This is a genomic window from Acinetobacter sp. 18QD2AZ41W (assembly GCF_009829025.1).
Taxonomy (GTDB): domain Bacteria; phylum Pseudomonadota; class Gammaproteobacteria; order Pseudomonadales; family Moraxellaceae; genus Acinetobacter; species Acinetobacter pseudolwoffii.
The window spans coordinates 1-15,368 of sequence record NZ_WURP01000017.1 but is presented as its reverse complement, the minus strand read 5'-3'; the positions used below and the strand labels follow the sequence as shown (position 1 = coordinate 15,368).

Genomic DNA, 15,368 nt, shown 5'->3' with positions numbered 1-15,368 from the left:
TTATGATTTAGGATGCTTTTTTATCTGCATCGTCCAATTCATCAAGGAAGTTATTTACTTGTTGTCTAAATTCCATTGGTCTAGAGATATAAGGAATAGGTGCATGTGATCCACCAACTCCCTTTACTACAATTGATCCAAAATTTAAAATTCGCCCCAAAATGCCTTGATCTACACCCAGACTTTCGACACGATTTACTTTTAACTCAATCGTATTTCTTCGAATTAATCCAGACTTAGCAATGATACGTCTATTTGTTAGAGCTAGCTCTGTTGTTAAAACATGTATAGCAGCTATCCCAATTAAAAGTAGCCCAATAAAAAAAGAAACTCCGCTTTTTGATCCCAGCGCAGATAAGATAAATAGCCCCCCAAACAACAAATACCAGAATTGAGACAACCATGTTACTTGTGCCTTGATAATGATTTTCTCATCTCTAGCTAAGTTTTCTTCAATATAACTTCCCATATGCCCCCCTCATAAGTATTGATTTAATATGGCCATACTACTGTTTGCTTATTTCTTTATCAATCAGAAACCATTTCTTTCTTAAATGATTCAAAGCCTTTCTTATCAGATTGTGCTACACGTCCAGCTACGGCGTTATTAAAGATTCCCTGCTTATACAGCTTGTTTGCAGCCTTAACGTAGCCCTGGAATGCGCCGTATGTCATTTCCATAATTTCACTATGCTGATGGCCCATGGATACCAGAAACTGGAATGAATCAAACCAAGTCGAGTCATCTTTCTTTTTAGCTCCACGCTTTGGCTTTTCATATTTGAAGTAAGCCTGATTAACGAGAAGCACCGCTTTAAGCAAATCCTTAAATCCCTGCTCATCAGCAGCAAGCTCTATTAGTGATTCATGGTCCAGATCGGTGACGCATGCCATAGTCGAGATGACCTGTACACCATGAGCTTTAAATAGTTCATTTAAAATCTTATCTGAATGATTCTGGTCTTTAATGAAGTTTTTTAATACTTCGGCATGCTTTGCCCAAGTATCAAAGTCCTTCATTTGGATCTGGCGCACTTCGATGTCATTAATTTTGATGCTTCGATTCGTTGCTAGGAAAAAATCATTCATGATGGGGTCTCAATATGAAGTATGTATATTAAAAAAAATCCAAACTTTCGTTAATCAACTCAACAAAAAAACTGATCAGATAATAGTGCTTACATAATCCTGTATCTCTATAACGTCAGTCCTGAATATCTTACATATCCCGACATAGCGGATACATCATACAATTAACCCTTTCTCTACACTGAAATTAAGTTTTAGAAACGTAGAGGAAATTCAAATGAAAAAGTATTCGAAAATTCTAATCTTGGTTTTATTCGGATTCACTGGCACCGCAGCTATCGCATCAGAACCATCAATTGAGGCTACTGCTGCAGCTGAAGCACAACAGGTTGCTTTAGAGCATGCAAGGAAGCAAGCAAACACACCCGAATCATCTGATGAATAAAGTAAAGCCCTCAAATGAGGGCCTTATAATTATTTATTCCAACTTGGTGTGCAGGAGCTTTTCCATGAAAGCTCAAATTGCTTTGGATCCATCTGATTTTCTACAAGCACTATATTCTTTTCAAGCACAATGAAACGCTGGAAATCAATATCTGTGCCCCCTACTTCCTTATAGCTAACTTCCCCACAATCCCCGACTTGATTGCGGAACTTAGCTGAATCAGGATTGGGAATGAATTCTTTAGTGGCTTCTTTTGCAAATTCAAGCTGTTCTTTCTTGATTGTTTCTAGATCAGGTTGCTGACCGTTAGATTCTCTGTGTCCGCAACCCGCTAAAATCATAATAAAAAAGAATAAGCTTAAATTTTTCATAATATCCCCATGTATTAAGGGCGACACTTTACATTAATTTTCAATCTTATCTAACATCTAGGGAGAGTGGATTTGTAAAGTTATGTTTAACCATTTTAAGTATTTTTAAAATTCAACTTATATAGCCAGGTGAAACTTCCACTTATCAAAAAACCGCCCCAAAGGCGGTTCTTAGCTTCCTAACTTACTGACATACAAGATAAATAATAGTAGAAATAATTATTACGGCTAGGATGGAGACAAATATTTCTATTTTAGTCATAGCAGTTTTATTCTTAACGTGAACAGAATATCTTTTATAGTCCTATTAAACAACAATTGTAATAACAGAATGTTACATAATCATCAAGTATTAAAAAAACCACTCCGGGGAGCGGTTTTGATCATTCAGCAATAGCTAATTTAGGTTGTCTGTTAGGGTGTTTAGGCCTAGGACAGGTTGATCGTTTGCCATCAATATGCTCTGAAAGATCCGGAGGGATTGGTTTATGCATTGGATCTAGAATAAAATCCACTCCCTCTCTTCTAGCCAGCTTAGCAGCTGGCAAAAAATCCGAATCCCCAGACACTAAAATAATCTGATCTACAAATTTTTTATAGGTTAAGCTTGCTACATCGAGACCTATTTTCATATCTACAGTTTTCTGAGTAACCTCAAGCATAAAGTCTTCATCTATTAGGCTAGCGTATTCCTTTCTTCCGGCTAAAAGTTCTTTCATGACTCTAGGTTTAATAATCCATCCACTAATGTCAGACAGATGTCCCATGCGTAGTGCTACCTTTCTTTGTTCTTTTAAGCACTCAAAAAATGCATATCTAAAGGTAGCTGTTTCAGACTTTGCAAAATCGACTGGCTTCTTAGATATTGGATAATGATGTTTTTTGGTTAAAGGTTCACAATCATAATAAAAAATTCTATAAAGCTGATGCTCTCTAGTGAAACCCTTTTGCTCACCATCTCGACCAGATTTTCTTGCATCTCTTCTGCCTTCAGTAAGATGAGAAAGACACATAGTGTATAAATTTCGTGCGGCTGCCTCAGGCGTTTGGTCTTCTGGTTTGGTATAAATACTTTTATAGCGCTTTAGAAAAAAAGCCCCATCTACTAGAATTGCAGTCGTTGACATTCTTATCCCCTAGATACACAAAACCCCTCGGGTTCAGCGGGGTCTAAATGGCAGACTGCGTACAACCAAGGGGTATGACCAAACTATAATATAATAATGACATCATCGTCAATCATGATTTGTCATCGTCGATAATCATTTTTTATCGTTTTATTGTTTCTTGCGTCGTCTAAAGATAAGCAATATGACCTTAAAAATCTTATGAGACGATATTTTCATTTAAAGTTAAACAGGCACAAAAAAAGACGCTAATGCGCCGTGGAGTTCTTTGTGCCTGTGTGGGTTACGGTGCTGTCGCTGCCGGAATCGTTACGATATGACCATACAAGCCAAGTGTTGGGTCTGTTTCTTTACCCACATCAGATAAGGCCTGACCAGAGATTTCATACTGACCCAATTCTTCATGAATTAATGGGAAAGTGGTTTCAGGTGACTTCTTGGTACGCCACAAACGAACAGCCATATGCTTACCATTTGCTGTATTCACCCCTTTGAAGAACAACTCATATTCTTCATTGAAGTTATTTGCCAAAGTGGTATGTGTTACAGCACCTGTTGTGTAGGTGGTTAGGATCGGCATCGTGAGGTCTGCTACATTATGGAAAATCACAGTGCCAAACTTAGCATCCACGGTGTACTGATCATCAGTAAGTGTTTTTGGTGTGCCGCTGGTTGAGTCCTTAAAGGTCACTTCTGATAAGTTATAGCCCTTTAATTGGATTTCCTGACCAGCAACCACAGTACCCAATGATTCATCAGCAATCGCTTTGCTTACAACTTCAGAGTTGGTACCAGATACAATGTACTCCAGATTGTCTTTGTCTACTTCTTCAAGTGTTCCAGAGAAATTCACAGAAGTTGTATTTACCATCGTAAAGTCAGTTGTGCGATTGCCTGATGTTGACTCTTGATGCTCAATAACATCTGCACCAATCTCAAGTTCAAAATCAGGCACGTTGCCCAGATGGCGCATAGCGCCAGCAATACCATTGGTTAGCTTGGATAAATAGAATTTACCCTGCAACGAGATATATTCTTTAGCCATTACTTTTCATCCCCTGTGGTTTTCTTGGCTGGAGCAGCAGCTTTAGGTTCAGGTACTTCCTGAATCACGCCATCTGCCACTAATTTTTTAATTTGAGCATCATCCAGCCCGCCGACCATATCGCCCTTTTTAAAGCGACCGACAGGCTGAGTTGCCTTGTATTGTTTCGCCATGACTGGCTCCTAAATGAATTTTTGTGATTCAAAAATAATCGTGATGTATGCAAAGCCCGGACTATAACCATCCCGAACCGATATGAAATCCAGCGCCGTACGTGATGCTTCAGGCTGCCAGCCTGACAGAAGTTGAATAACTTTTTCAGTCAAAAGCCCGGCTTCATCACTTACAGCACGTCCATCAGTCATCTGAGATTGAGCATTGCGACATGCCACCGTAACCGCCCATTGCTGGCCGATCTGGATGATGCTTCCACGACCTGCACTGGCTTTCTTGTCTATACGGACAAAATTGACATGTGCCGACGGCGTGACCTGCGACATCTCAGTTACGCTGACTGAGTTTAACGGCGTATAGATCTTTAGAAATTCTGGAATCTCTTTCAGTTTTTCTGCAATCTCATCACGCACCGCGAAGAAGGTGCTCATCTATAAGACTCCCGACAATATCCAAAACCATAACTTCATCTTCAGCATCAAGGCCGAGTTGAGTCCGAGGCGGAATAATGGATTGCTTAACTTTCCGATATTGGCCACCCACTGCAAAAGTTATGTATTGGCCATTCTTGGGTAGGATTGTTGCGCCGTAATGCAGATGTGGTGCGTACGCAACATCTGTACCCACCTCCACGCCACTTGAAAGTACATTGTGTGTGTAGGAATTCATTAGGCGGCCAGTATCACGTAGCGTCTCGCCACCTTGCAGCTTGGCTCTCCATGAAATCTTCCACGGGTTACCATCCACACCAGTACCGGTTAAAAACCGATGCTGAATACTATTCACAAGCCCAGCACCAATCTCATCAAACAACTGGTTCTTCAGCGAATCAAAGTTACCCAACTGGTTAAGCACTGCTTCAATAGGTGAACTATCAGCTCGAATGGTTATTGTGAAAGCCATAAACACCTCACTTCATGCTGGGCATTTGATCCAGGATAGAATCCCCAAATACGCCACCGGTATATGAAGTACCGACCGGTGCTGTCGAAGGTCGCCCTTTAGGTTGGTCATCCACGATCTGGCTTGTTTCCGGTAACTGAATCTGCAGATGTGCCTTGTTGTCAGCAACACGTTTTAAGAATGCAATCGCATCCTCATAACGTTGACGCACCTCTTCGGTGGGTTGCTGAAAGTAAAGACGATAGCGTGCGATATCACAGGCCATACGCTTTAAATTACTGGGCACATTGGGAAGCGGCAAAGGATAACGGCCGCCGATGTGGCCGTTAATTTCCTCTGTCGCATCCTGAATTGCATCAGTTACTGAGGACTGAGAAGGAAGCATCGTTTTTAGATTTTCAATCTCATCACCAAATCGTGCGACCAAATCTTCCTCAGTCGCATACATAGATCACCTACTTGGTTTCGTCAGCAGACTTTGGATCTGCTTTAGGTTTTGCAGCAGACTTTGCCTTTTCAAGCTCAGCCACTTTCGCCTTCAGATCAACAACTTCTTGATCAGATTTGGCCTTGTCAGCAACTGCGGCCTGATTGGCTTCAGTTAAGGTTTTATTTGCTGCTGTCAGCTCAGCATTGGCCTTTTCAAGTTCAGCCAAACGTGCAGCAGTGCCATCTGCTTTAGGCTCTTCCGGCTCTTGATATTCTTCAATAGCCCCAGATGCTAAAAGGGCCTGAAGTTGTTTAGCTTCAAGCCCTTTGATTTCATCACCTGGCATAAAATGCCCGATGGATTGTTTTGCTGTGTACTTCGGCATGTCTTGCTCCTTATAGGGTGATAAAGCCAGTACCACCAACTACACCGTTCTTATTAGACGGCACAACCAGTGGAGCTGATTCGGTCATCAGCATAATGCCGCTTGGATCTTCGCAGTACCATTGACGATCAAAGTATTGCTGAGCAACGCCGTTGGCCAACATGTTTTTAATCTTACAGTGAGCAACTGAACCATTAGTATCAGAGATCAAAGAGAAGTAATCCTTAGGAATAAAACGATTCACCTTGCCCTTGTTGCGGTAGGTTGCGTCATATACCCAGAATTCGATTCCATCAAAAGTACCTTTGAAGGTCGCTGATTCCTTAACACCAAAACTTGGATTCACTGGAACAGAAATACCAGCATACGGCGTGATGAACTCTTTCTTAAACTCTTCATTGTTCCAGAGAGCTGCCCAAACCAAGCCAGACATAACAGACAGCTTAGCCTCACCACCATCCGCCGCCAATTGACGTTCAAGCATGGTGCGGATATCCGTTACCGGCTTGGCACCCACTTCATTCCACTTGGTTAACGGCGTAAATGTCAAAGATGCATCACGACGGTAATCCACCAAGTTGTATTCATAATCATCTGAGTGAAGCGCATATTTACCATTTTTTAGTAAATCAATCGCCATCATCAGGACTGAGTTATCAATCGCATCATGGTTGCGCTTCATCACTGCGATCTGAGCAACGATCATTTGCTCTTGCTCAGACAGTCGCTGATTACCCGTAGAAATAATCTTTGCCGCACGCAAGCGCTCAAGCAAAGCAATTTCAAAAGTTTCTGCAGGTGTGACCTGATTTTTTGGTTTGTAGTAAGCCGGTTTGACGTGGCGTACTTCACCGGATTGAGTGGTATCGAATGGCTTACCAGGTTGTTGTGGTGATACCAGTGGTGCCAAATCATGCTCAGCAGACACTTCCGCCAAAGGTACGTCATCACGCGTGAATAACGGGCGATTAGGGAAAAGCTTGTCTAAAAGCCAGGTGTCCATCGGACGGTAGTTTGAGTGGATCAGTGCAAGCTCACCCACATCAAGAAGTTCAAGTGGAGCACCTTCAATATTAAAAGACTGTGGCATGTTAATTACACCTTAGAAAGTTCGATTTTGTTTTTAGTTGCCTGTGCACGCGCTGCATCATATTGAGCAGTTGTAAGCAAAGTTCCATTTACTGATACAGCTTCGACATTAAATACGCCGCCGTAGTACACCGGAATTTCGATTCCATCAGCAGCCTTAATCGTAGCTTCTGCAGCGGTAACATCTTGGCCGCAGATGACATCCCATGTTTTTTCATCAGTAGCATGGGCCAGCACATTAGTATCTGACAGCGTTAATAGATCACCGTATTTAAATGCTGTGGCGGCTGGCACCTTGGCATTGGCACGACGTAATTTTTCATTGTCCAGGATCAGCCGTTTTGATGTGACTGAAATAGGCGGTACATAGTGAATAGCCATGAATTATTTCCCCTTTTGTTCTGCAAATGCTTGTGCACCAGAAGTGAATTTGTGAGTGTCGGTATTATTCGACTGGCCACCTTGCCCCGGATTAGCTTGGTGGCTAAACAGGTGAGCAAATGCTGGATTCACACTTGGTGTTTGTTGTGGCTGTGGTGCAACTGGTGGTTGTGTATTACCTGCCGAGAATTGACGAAGTTGCTTAGCCGTGAAAGTAAAAACTGAATCATCCATATTGGTATAAGCGGTTTTATCTTCCGCACTAAACTGTGTTTTCAGCTCAGTTTCTAAAGCTGCAATTTCATCAGCGCGCTTTTGCGCTTTGAATTGCTTAAGTTCAGTCAACGCATCATCACGCTCACGCTCTGCCTGCTCTTTGGCCTGTTGTGCTTTTTCTAATTCGGTCACGTTGGTGTCCTCTTTGGTTGGGTTTGGGTTAGCTTTGCCCGAAAAGGCTTTAATTGATGTATTACGATCAGCACCTGTTGAACAGATCGTAAATTCACGAATACGGTTTTGACGGAAGATTGTGATCGGGCCTTCAAAGGACTGACCATTTACAGTGATCGATTTGCCTTGTGATACTTCTTCAATGGATCCTGGATCAATCATCATCGACATCTGGAATGGGAAACCGTCATCAGAGTCTTGAACAATCTCTTGTGCTTTCGCATTCGTAAGGAAATCACCAGATACATCAATCTTTCCGTTTGTATCTACCGCTTGAACAACGCCGATTCGACTTGAACCAAAGTGTTCTTCAAGTAAGGCTGTTGGCTTATCAATCTCAATTCCATCAAGATCGAACACCACACCAGAGCGCCCCCAATACCAGTGACCATCTACACGACCACCAGCATAAGCAGTGCCTTTAAATTTCCGCTTCTGCCCTTCTTCGGCTTTTGGCACCTCAATTGCCGAGGCATTGAATAAATACTTCAGCCGTTCTTCATTTGGATCTGGCATTTTTCATGCTCCAATAAAAAAAGCACCCGAAGGTGCTTAAGTTGAATTTGATTTATGGTTTTTTGGGTGGATTAATTCGCACTAAAGGCGGTGGTGGAACATATTCAGGTTTAGCCTCAGGTTGATAACCTGAGCTTGCTTTACATGAGCAACTACAGCAATTTTTACAACACATCTAATTCACCAATGCTTTTAATGTGTAAACCATCTGCCCTTCAACCGCTTCAATCAAAACAACCTCAAACGACAGTCCAATTGGAAATAAAACGCCGTTACCAGCATTCAACATATCCAGATCAATACCTAAACCTTTAGCATTCTCAATTTTGATGACGATATCCGAAGCTATATCTACCATCAGCAACGGCGCATTAAACTGGATTGTCTGCCCTACCTGATAGGTTGCTACCTGTTGAAGCGTCGCAGCACCCACCACGGTTGAAGCCGTATTGCTTGCAACAGCCTGAATTACTGCCATATCGGTACTAAGCCAGCGCTTAAGTACATCATTAGCTAGTGAACTTGTAGCGGAGTTTAAGTAGCTAGTCAGCGCTGAATCATTTCCCTGCACATAATCAAGGAAAGTCCGAATCGCACTTGGGCGAATACTTGGATCTAGTGGAATTACCGTATTGGCCACCGTATCGAATAGGTCCCGAGTCTTATCATCCATCGGAGCAAATAAACTGGTGAGCTTTTTACTCGCCGTCCATTCAGCCTTAATAACTTCTTTCTGCTCCAGGAGATATTCCTTATCTAAACTCGAAGCACTGATCTTTTTATCTACCAGCGTTTCAAGTTCACCAAACTGTAATGGATGAGAACTCCAGTCCAACGCCTCGGCCACTTCTGGCAACTTATCATCTGGCGTAATGCCGTATTTCAATGCCTGCTTCTCGGTTAAGGCAATCACGGTGCATCGGCAACGAAAGCCCAACGGCGGGTAATGTGTTAGCCAAAACGGATGATCAATCGGCAATACGATCCGGTTTAAAGCCAAATGACTCGGACGCACTCGGCTATCATTGATCGCTGAATACATCAGGTATTGTCGTTTAGCCTTATTTCGTTGCTGTTGTTGCCACCGACCATGACCATAAGCACTTTGGATATTGGTACGAAATACATTGTCCAGGTAGTGCTTTGGCAGAATGATTTCAGATTCTTCAATCAGCTTCTGGAAGTCCTTGAAGGTACCGCCGTCGGCAATCGATTTATTCACCGCTTTGATGACCGTCTCAATCTGTTCGAGACTCGACAAAAAGCTAACCGTGGTTGCCATCTGCCGGGTCTTTAAATCCATTGAGTAGAATTCATCAGGCAATACAATCTTTTTACTGTGAGCGTACCGAAGCGCCTCAAGAAACGTGACTGGTTGCATAGACACTCCCCAATGAAGTCAAGTTTTTTTCTGCGTTCATGCCGTACTGAAACATCAGCCAGACATTATGTGAATGCTTATAAAACTTTTTATCTTCAATCTCGTCGCTTGAGTTGGAAAATCCATGCTTGACTACAAATTTCCAAGGCGGCGTCCTAAACTCCGAATGTGGTTTTCGCCCATAAACGTATTCATATGATTTAATGAATAGCTCATTTTGTTGTGCTATTTCCATAACTACTTCCCACCTTGCGCCGTCACATACCCCAGCACATCTGCTGCATACAAAGCCTGATCCAGATTGGCCGTGAATTGTGTCTGAGTTGCACCAGGTATTAACTGCATCAAGTTATAAGCCAAGCTTTCAGGGCTATCGGACTTTAATACCAACTCCTTAACCTGATCTGGTTTTAGTAACTGCAATTCATCCTGGCCGTCAGTCAATTCTTCAACTTCTTGCTGTTCAGGTGATAGTTTGTTTGCTGATGCCTTAAAGTTGAATGCTTGGCGCGGTAATGCAGTGAATTGATTGAAACCAATCTGGTTCTGTTCAATCACATCCCCATCTTCAAGCCCGTACTCACGCTTAAAGTATTGTGGCGTTAAGACTGCACCTGCATTTTTTAACTTCACATCACGATCCGCTTTAGGTTCTTCCAGTGATTTTTCTTCACCAATGATTACCCGATGACGTTCCCAGCCATTTAGATCGCATAAAGCATTAATAATGGCTTGGATCGTTGGCATGATCATTCGCACATCGGCTTTGTACTTTGAGTTCTGTACTTCTAAATGCACATCACCTAAAGCTCGCGAACCTGCGCCGTCGGTACCACTTGTCAAAGTCTGGCCAAGGATAACTTTTTGAATACGGCGTTCAAGGTTCTTATCAAAGACTTCAAATGTCTGGGAAGCATTGCCATTAGTATTAGCAGTTTGAATCTCCACCGAATCTGTGCCACTTAAGGCAATAACCGAACTGGCATGTGCTCTAAGCAGTGCATCACGCATATCTGTCGTCTTGCCGGCAGTTTTACCAACCAGCATTGGTAAGCCAAACTTTTCAACAAACTTGGCCCAGAACTTAAAGCCAGATGTTTTGAAGAACCAGACCCAGTACAGTCGACTTAAAAGAGCCTCACCCAATGGATTCTCATAAGTAGATTTACAACGTGTCAAAAAGTGTTTGAAGCGCTGATCTACTTCTTGATCTTGTCGAGTCATGTTGTAGTTAGCCAGCAACATCAGGCGACCATCATTTTTAGGCTCATACCACTGCATTGGCTTTTCACCAATCCATTTAAAACCAATAAACGGCGTAATGGTGTCACCTTCAATATGCAGACTTGGTTCTTCCGGCTTGGTATAGATCGCCTCCAAGACTGAGTATCCATACCAGCGGGCATTCTGTGCCCCCAAAAGAATCTCCGACCACCACTCGCGCAGATGCTCCATGATGATTTTGGATTCCGGTCGATCCATCGGTTCTACACGCCATGATGCACTCTCAAGTTTATCCTGGCGTTTTTCAATTGCCTGATAAATCTCATCGTCATACATCATGACTTTTAACCGTGGGCGGGTAACACCGGCTTTACGCAAAACTTCATCACCATCCGGCATTTTAGTCAGATAACTGATTAAGGCCTGCTCTGCCTCATGAGAATAGAGTGCACCAGATTCGGGCTTACTATTTTCAGACTTTTTACTTTTCTTAGCCATAAATAAAACCTTAAGCCGCTGGTGGGCTATAATTAATCGCAATTACTGCATCTTCAATTGCATCAATGAGCGTATCCACTTGGTCATCATGATCATGGGTAAATGCCGCATTAAACGCTTCACACTCTTCAAAAAACTCGCCTACCCAGTGAGCATCTTTGGGTACCATCACGAAACGATCTTCAGGCTTGTCCTTATAGTTCGCTTCAAGATGAACCTGCACATCCATAAAACGGGATAGCTTGTCTGTATTACGCTGGACCGGAATCACAGCAACACCTGAGTAAGTACCGAGTGTCTGGATCAATTGGGTACCAGATGCCTTATCCTCTACTTTCATGTAGCGAATAGGCTTGGTATGCCAGGTGTATTCTTTGTGCTTGTCCAGAAATGCCTTAGCCTGGCGGTTTAGTTCCGGTGCTTCCCATTTGCCACGCAAGAGATCCAGTAAGTACAGCTTTCCATCTATACCCATACCCACCAGCAGGAATACAGAGTAGTCATTGTGCTCTTTGGTTTTCTGCGCTGTATCGACAAGGACGGCGCGCCACTGAAGCTCTGGGTGCTCTTTATAGAATCCAAACCATTCAGACTTAATCAAATCACCACCCAGCTTTTTAGGCTGCTGCATGTACTGACTTGAGAATGTATAGCGTGATACCGTCGCGCCCTCTTTATCCTTACCACCCTTTTCAAGCTGCAGTAAGGATTGCAGTGATTCTTTCTTTGGCCAATAACTTTGACGACCCTGCTCATCACGCTCAGTATCTCGCGGTACCAGCTTTTGAATATGCTCTGGCAGTGTTGCAATGTACTTATCATCAATCAGTGCCGGAATAGATACTTGGTTCCATTCACCTGGTAGATTTCCCGTCATGACAAAGTTAGTTGGATCCTCAGTGTGAAGACGCTGCATGATCATGATGATCGGTGTATCAGACTTAGCTTTACGGGAGTTCACCGTGTTCAGTAGCTTACGATTCGCAGCATCCCGCTTGATCTTACTGAAAGCATCTTCAGGCTTTAACGGGTCATCAATGATGATACAGCCAGTAAATCCATCATCTGCCAGCGTCCCTGCCCGCCGTCCCGTTACCTGTCCACCCATGGAAGCCACATACACATGGCCAACGTCGTAGTCCTCAACCGTAATCTTCCATTCTTTCTTAGAGTCGGTACTGTTCGATACGGTTAAATCCCACATCTGGCGGTAGTCTTTAGACTTCACAATGTCACGCGCCGTATCAGACACACCTTCTACCAGTGATTGGGAAAAGGACAAATACAGAAACCGTGATCGAGCATTTAAAGCTAAGCCACGTGGAATTAAGTTGGTGGTCAGTTCAGTTTTTCCGGCCCCTGGTGGAACATTGATAACTACGTTCGCAATCTCACCAGCTATCACCTGATCAATGATCCAAGAGATATAAACATGGTGCCAGTTCACAGTAAATTTAAAACCCATACGGGGTTTAAAGAATCGCCGGGTGAAATATAAATGCTCATCTTCACACAGCTTCTTTTCAACCTGTGTTTGCAGATCCATTTAGTATTCCTCTTGGGCCTTCTTTACAGCAGCTTCAACTTGGTCTTGGGTAGCGTGCACAACTGTTGTTTGTAATGCTTCGCCGTCCTTACCGGTAATTTCTTGTCGGTTAGTGAATTGACCACCTACATCTTTAGCAGCCTGTTCAAGAATCTTGAGTGCTAATTTTGCATTCTTGGTTTTTTCAAGTTGCTTCTGATATTGCTTAAGCCGGTAATACTTACTAGCAATTGGAATATCTATCAAACCTTCATCAAATTTCTTACGAGTCTGGTTGAATAGATCTGCAAGTTTTTTCCCGAGATTGCGACCTGCATATTTAGTCGGGTCATAGTTTTCACACTGACGGCGATCAATTTCAATATTGAACTCTTGCTTGACCAACTCCGCAACTTCTTGAGGGGTATCACGGCATGCAAGAGCTTGAACGATAAATATTTTTACAGGCTCTTTAAGTGCTGCCATAAATCCCCCTTTTGTCATGCTACGTCATGCAAAGTAGGCAAAAAAAATCCCCTTTAATCGGGGAGCTTTTTTAAATCATTTCAAAATGCCTCAATGCTTCTTCAACCTTACCCTTATGTTCTTCAGGACAAGGATGAACACGGTTATCTGGATCATACCTATTAGGTGCTTGCCTTTTAGTTAAACCATGCTGATTTTTAATATCTGCTATCCAGCAACTTTTAAAAGTACGCCCATGTTTTTCAGTAAGGAATTCTTGAATTTGTTTATATGTAGCCATACGTGCCCTCCTTTAGATCAAATCTACAAAAAAATGAAATAAAGTAAAGCTAAAATCTGATCCCATTTTAATTAATCACACAGTTCCCACAACACGCAGCCATACTTTTTTCAGATACAAACGGCGCATTCTTGGCAATTTCCAGAAGTCGCTTAACAGACTCGTCTGCACCCCACCGTCTGGTCTCACCAAAGAACACTTCAACATCATGGCCAGCCAGGTAATGCTTAGGCAGTCCAGTCATATCGCTATAAATGATTTCCCCATCTTCATCCCGTTCAACTCCGATGTGATATAGCTCATGTTCAATCAGTCGACAGAATTCACGATCCGAAGCCTGTTCACAGAATGCTGCATCAACCGTAATCAGGTATTGAGGCACAAAGCCGAACCAGTCTCGCATCTGCTGTTCCTGGCGTGCTTTCTTCCATCCGCCCACGTTAAACATGACCTTTTCACATTGTCCCAATACCATACGTTTTTTTGCCACGGCGGCAGATGAAGCCCAGGCGAATGCAAGGAACTCTTCATTGTCATGCAGTAGTTCAGCAATATGATCATGATCCGGGTTATGCAGTTCACCGCCTAAAGTTAGCCAATTTTTAAAGACCCATTCTTTAAGCTCTGGTGCCGGTGCCAAACGAATGGCTTCCTCTTCCTCAGCCTGATCAATCAGATCCGTCGGTGGGAATGGTCTGAACTGTTCCATCTTCTAATCTCTCTAACTGACTTCGAATCCAGTTAATTGCATAACCCGATTCAATTTGATGAGGCTCAAGACGCACAAATGTATAACCTTGATCTTCAGCAAGATCATACTTATTAAATGAATTCGCTATCTTTTTCCCACCACGACCAACTGACCATGAACTGCCCACAATTTCTATAAGAAGATTCAACTTCACAATATAAAAATCAAAGCGCCAATTTTTGGTTGATTCAAATTGAAACTTTCGACGATAACCAATTCGATATTCTTCTAATTCTTGAAATAGGGTTTCTTCTGCTTCTAAGTATTTTTCTTTAGCTTTCGATAATGGCCTATTGCGGGGTTTGGTTTTGATTGGACGCTTTTTGGTTTTCCAGAAATAGTCGTCTATATCCATAAATTCCACCCATTAAAAAACCTCCCGGAGGAGGTTAGTATTTTATTTTGCATCAATCTCTATAGTGTAACTTTGCGGATCTAGAACCTTTTTCAAAGCAAAGCCATCAGAGTTGTTAATCTTTATAAAGAGACCGTTTGCTTTGTCACTAAAATATACGAAATCTAAGTAGTGGGTTTCACCATCATTGCAAACCCAGGGTATGTAAGTAGACTTTAATTTTCCTGCTGAATATTGATGGATTTGAAACCCTTGAAAATTTACTAAAATCTTATCACCTTGTTCTTCTAATGAAATATATAACCCTTCCCTTGATTCAAACAGATTTAAATCATCTATATCCCCGCTGTTAGCAAGGATGCATGTAGGCGATGCTAAAGATTGAACCAAATCCGATATTCTACCCACTTTAGGTTTTTTTCTTTCCAACTTAAGCTTATAAAAAAAATCTCTGTACACGACAAAAATAGATAACTCATTGAAATAATGTCACAATAATTGTTTTCTAACGACGAATACTATG

The 15,368-nt window shown here is 42.4% G+C and carries 22 protein-coding genes; 1 reads left to right on the top strand and 21 read right to left on the bottom strand.

Features of this window, described 5'->3' with window-relative positions; translation table 11 throughout:
* Nucleotides 1-7: 7 nt before the first annotated feature.
* Both GVV58_RS13935 and GVV58_RS13930 read right to left on the bottom strand, forming a co-directional pair.
* Nucleotides 8-469 carry a PH domain-containing protein gene (locus GVV58_RS13935; protein WP_159516783.1) on the bottom strand — a complete coding sequence of 154 codons (462 nt, stop codon included), beginning with the start codon at nucleotides 467-469 and terminating at the stop codon, nucleotides 8-10.
* Between the two features lie 59 nt (nucleotides 470-528).
* Nucleotides 529-1,089, bottom strand: a complete 561-nt coding sequence (locus tag GVV58_RS13930; RefSeq protein ID WP_159516782.1) for a hypothetical protein — start codon at nucleotides 1,087-1,089, stop codon at nucleotides 529-531.
* A 217-nt stretch (nucleotides 1,090-1,306) separates the two neighbouring features.
* Here GVV58_RS13930 and GVV58_RS15490 point away from each other — a divergent pair, with 217 nt between their 5' ends.
* The gene (locus GVV58_RS15490; protein ID WP_171502652.1) at nucleotides 1,307-1,474 is read left to right on the top strand and encodes a hypothetical protein; all 168 of its coding nucleotides are present in this window, start codon (nucleotides 1,307-1,309) and stop codon (nucleotides 1,472-1,474) included.
* A gap of 29 nt (nucleotides 1,475-1,503) precedes the next feature.
* Here the strand turns inward: GVV58_RS15490 and GVV58_RS13925 are convergent, their stop codons facing one another.
* From GVV58_RS13925 to GVV58_RS13835, 19 genes are all read right to left on the bottom strand, one after another.
* A complete protein-coding gene (locus tag GVV58_RS13925; RefSeq protein WP_159516781.1) occupies nucleotides 1,504-1,845 on the bottom strand; it encodes a hypothetical protein in 342 nt (113 codons plus the stop codon).
* Nucleotides 1,846-2,228: 383 nt separating this feature from the next.
* Complete coding sequence (locus GVV58_RS13920; protein ID WP_159516780.1) at nucleotides 2,229-2,972, bottom strand: NYN domain-containing protein; 744 nt, start codon at nucleotides 2,970-2,972, stop codon at nucleotides 2,229-2,231.
* A gap of 283 nt (nucleotides 2,973-3,255) precedes the next feature.
* A complete protein-coding gene (locus tag GVV58_RS13915; protein ID WP_159516779.1) occupies nucleotides 3,256-4,017 on the bottom strand; it encodes a hypothetical protein in 762 nt (253 codons plus the stop codon).
* Nucleotides 4,017-4,190: a hypothetical protein gene (locus GVV58_RS15485; protein ID WP_171502651.1), complete on the bottom strand. Its 174-nt coding sequence runs from the start codon at nucleotides 4,188-4,190 to the stop codon at nucleotides 4,017-4,019. The genes GVV58_RS13915 and GVV58_RS15485 overlap by 1 nt, the downstream gene beginning before the upstream one ends.
* Before the next feature lie 9 nt (nucleotides 4,191-4,199).
* Nucleotides 4,200-4,622 carry a hypothetical protein gene (locus GVV58_RS13910; protein ID WP_159516778.1) on the bottom strand — a complete coding sequence of 141 codons (423 nt, stop codon included), beginning with the start codon at nucleotides 4,620-4,622 and terminating at the stop codon, nucleotides 4,200-4,202.
* Nucleotides 4,597-5,094, bottom strand: coding sequence for a phage virion morphogenesis protein (locus GVV58_RS13905; RefSeq protein ID WP_159516777.1), 498 nt, complete (start codon nucleotides 5,092-5,094; stop codon nucleotides 4,597-4,599). The genes GVV58_RS13910 and GVV58_RS13905 overlap by 26 nt, the downstream gene beginning before the upstream one ends.
* Before the next feature lie 7 nt (nucleotides 5,095-5,101).
* A complete protein-coding gene (locus GVV58_RS13900; RefSeq protein ID WP_159516776.1) occupies nucleotides 5,102-5,542 on the bottom strand; it encodes a DUF1320 domain-containing protein in 441 nt (146 codons plus the stop codon).
* Between the two features lie 7 nt (nucleotides 5,543-5,549).
* Nucleotides 5,550-5,909: a hypothetical protein gene (locus GVV58_RS13895; RefSeq protein ID WP_159516775.1), complete on the bottom strand. Its 360-nt coding sequence runs from the start codon at nucleotides 5,907-5,909 to the stop codon at nucleotides 5,550-5,552.
* A 10-nt stretch (nucleotides 5,910-5,919) separates the two neighbouring features.
* Nucleotides 5,920-6,999: a major capsid protein gene (locus GVV58_RS13890; RefSeq protein WP_159516774.1), complete on the bottom strand. Its 1,080-nt coding sequence runs from the start codon at nucleotides 6,997-6,999 to the stop codon at nucleotides 5,920-5,922.
* A gap of 5 nt (nucleotides 7,000-7,004) precedes the next feature.
* Nucleotides 7,005-7,379 carry a hypothetical protein gene (locus GVV58_RS13885; RefSeq protein ID WP_159516773.1) on the bottom strand — a complete coding sequence of 125 codons (375 nt, stop codon included), beginning with the start codon at nucleotides 7,377-7,379 and terminating at the stop codon, nucleotides 7,005-7,007.
* 3 nt (nucleotides 7,380-7,382) lie between these two features.
* Nucleotides 7,383-8,345, bottom strand: coding sequence for a hypothetical protein (locus tag GVV58_RS13880; RefSeq protein ID WP_159516772.1), 963 nt, complete (start codon nucleotides 8,343-8,345; stop codon nucleotides 7,383-7,385).
* A 175-nt stretch (nucleotides 8,346-8,520) separates the two neighbouring features.
* Nucleotides 8,521-9,726: a phage minor head protein gene (locus GVV58_RS13875; protein WP_159516771.1), complete on the bottom strand. Its 1,206-nt coding sequence runs from the start codon at nucleotides 9,724-9,726 to the stop codon at nucleotides 8,521-8,523.
* 237 nt (nucleotides 9,727-9,963) lie between these two features.
* Nucleotides 9,964-11,448: a DUF935 family protein gene (locus GVV58_RS13865; protein WP_159516769.1), complete on the bottom strand. Its 1,485-nt coding sequence runs from the start codon at nucleotides 11,446-11,448 to the stop codon at nucleotides 9,964-9,966.
* Between the two features lie 10 nt (nucleotides 11,449-11,458).
* Nucleotides 11,459-12,994, bottom strand: coding sequence for a phage terminase large subunit (terL, locus tag GVV58_RS13860; RefSeq protein ID WP_086044615.1), 1,536 nt, complete (start codon nucleotides 12,992-12,994; stop codon nucleotides 11,459-11,461).
* Complete coding sequence (locus GVV58_RS13855) at nucleotides 12,995-13,459, bottom strand: DUF2280 domain-containing protein (RefSeq protein ID WP_004279610.1); 465 nt, start codon at nucleotides 13,457-13,459, stop codon at nucleotides 12,995-12,997.
* A 70-nt stretch (nucleotides 13,460-13,529) separates the two neighbouring features.
* Nucleotides 13,530-13,739 (bottom strand): hypothetical protein, encoded by a 210-nt coding sequence (locus GVV58_RS13850; protein ID WP_004279609.1) that lies wholly within the window; start codon nucleotides 13,737-13,739, stop codon nucleotides 13,530-13,532.
* Nucleotides 13,740-13,806: 67 nt separating this feature from the next.
* Nucleotides 13,807-14,448, bottom strand: a complete 642-nt coding sequence (locus GVV58_RS13845) for a putative metallopeptidase (protein ID WP_159516768.1) — start codon at nucleotides 14,446-14,448, stop codon at nucleotides 13,807-13,809.
* The gene (locus GVV58_RS13840; RefSeq protein ID WP_159516767.1) at nucleotides 14,408-14,845 is read right to left on the bottom strand and encodes a hypothetical protein; all 438 of its coding nucleotides are present in this window, start codon (nucleotides 14,843-14,845) and stop codon (nucleotides 14,408-14,410) included. Before GVV58_RS13840 ends, GVV58_RS13845 begins: the two co-directional genes overlap by 41 nt.
* Nucleotides 14,846-14,887: 42 nt before the next feature.
* A complete protein-coding gene (locus GVV58_RS13835) occupies nucleotides 14,888-15,274 on the bottom strand; it encodes a hypothetical protein (RefSeq protein ID WP_159516766.1) in 387 nt (128 codons plus the stop codon).
* Nucleotides 15,275-15,368: the final 94 nt, after the last annotated feature.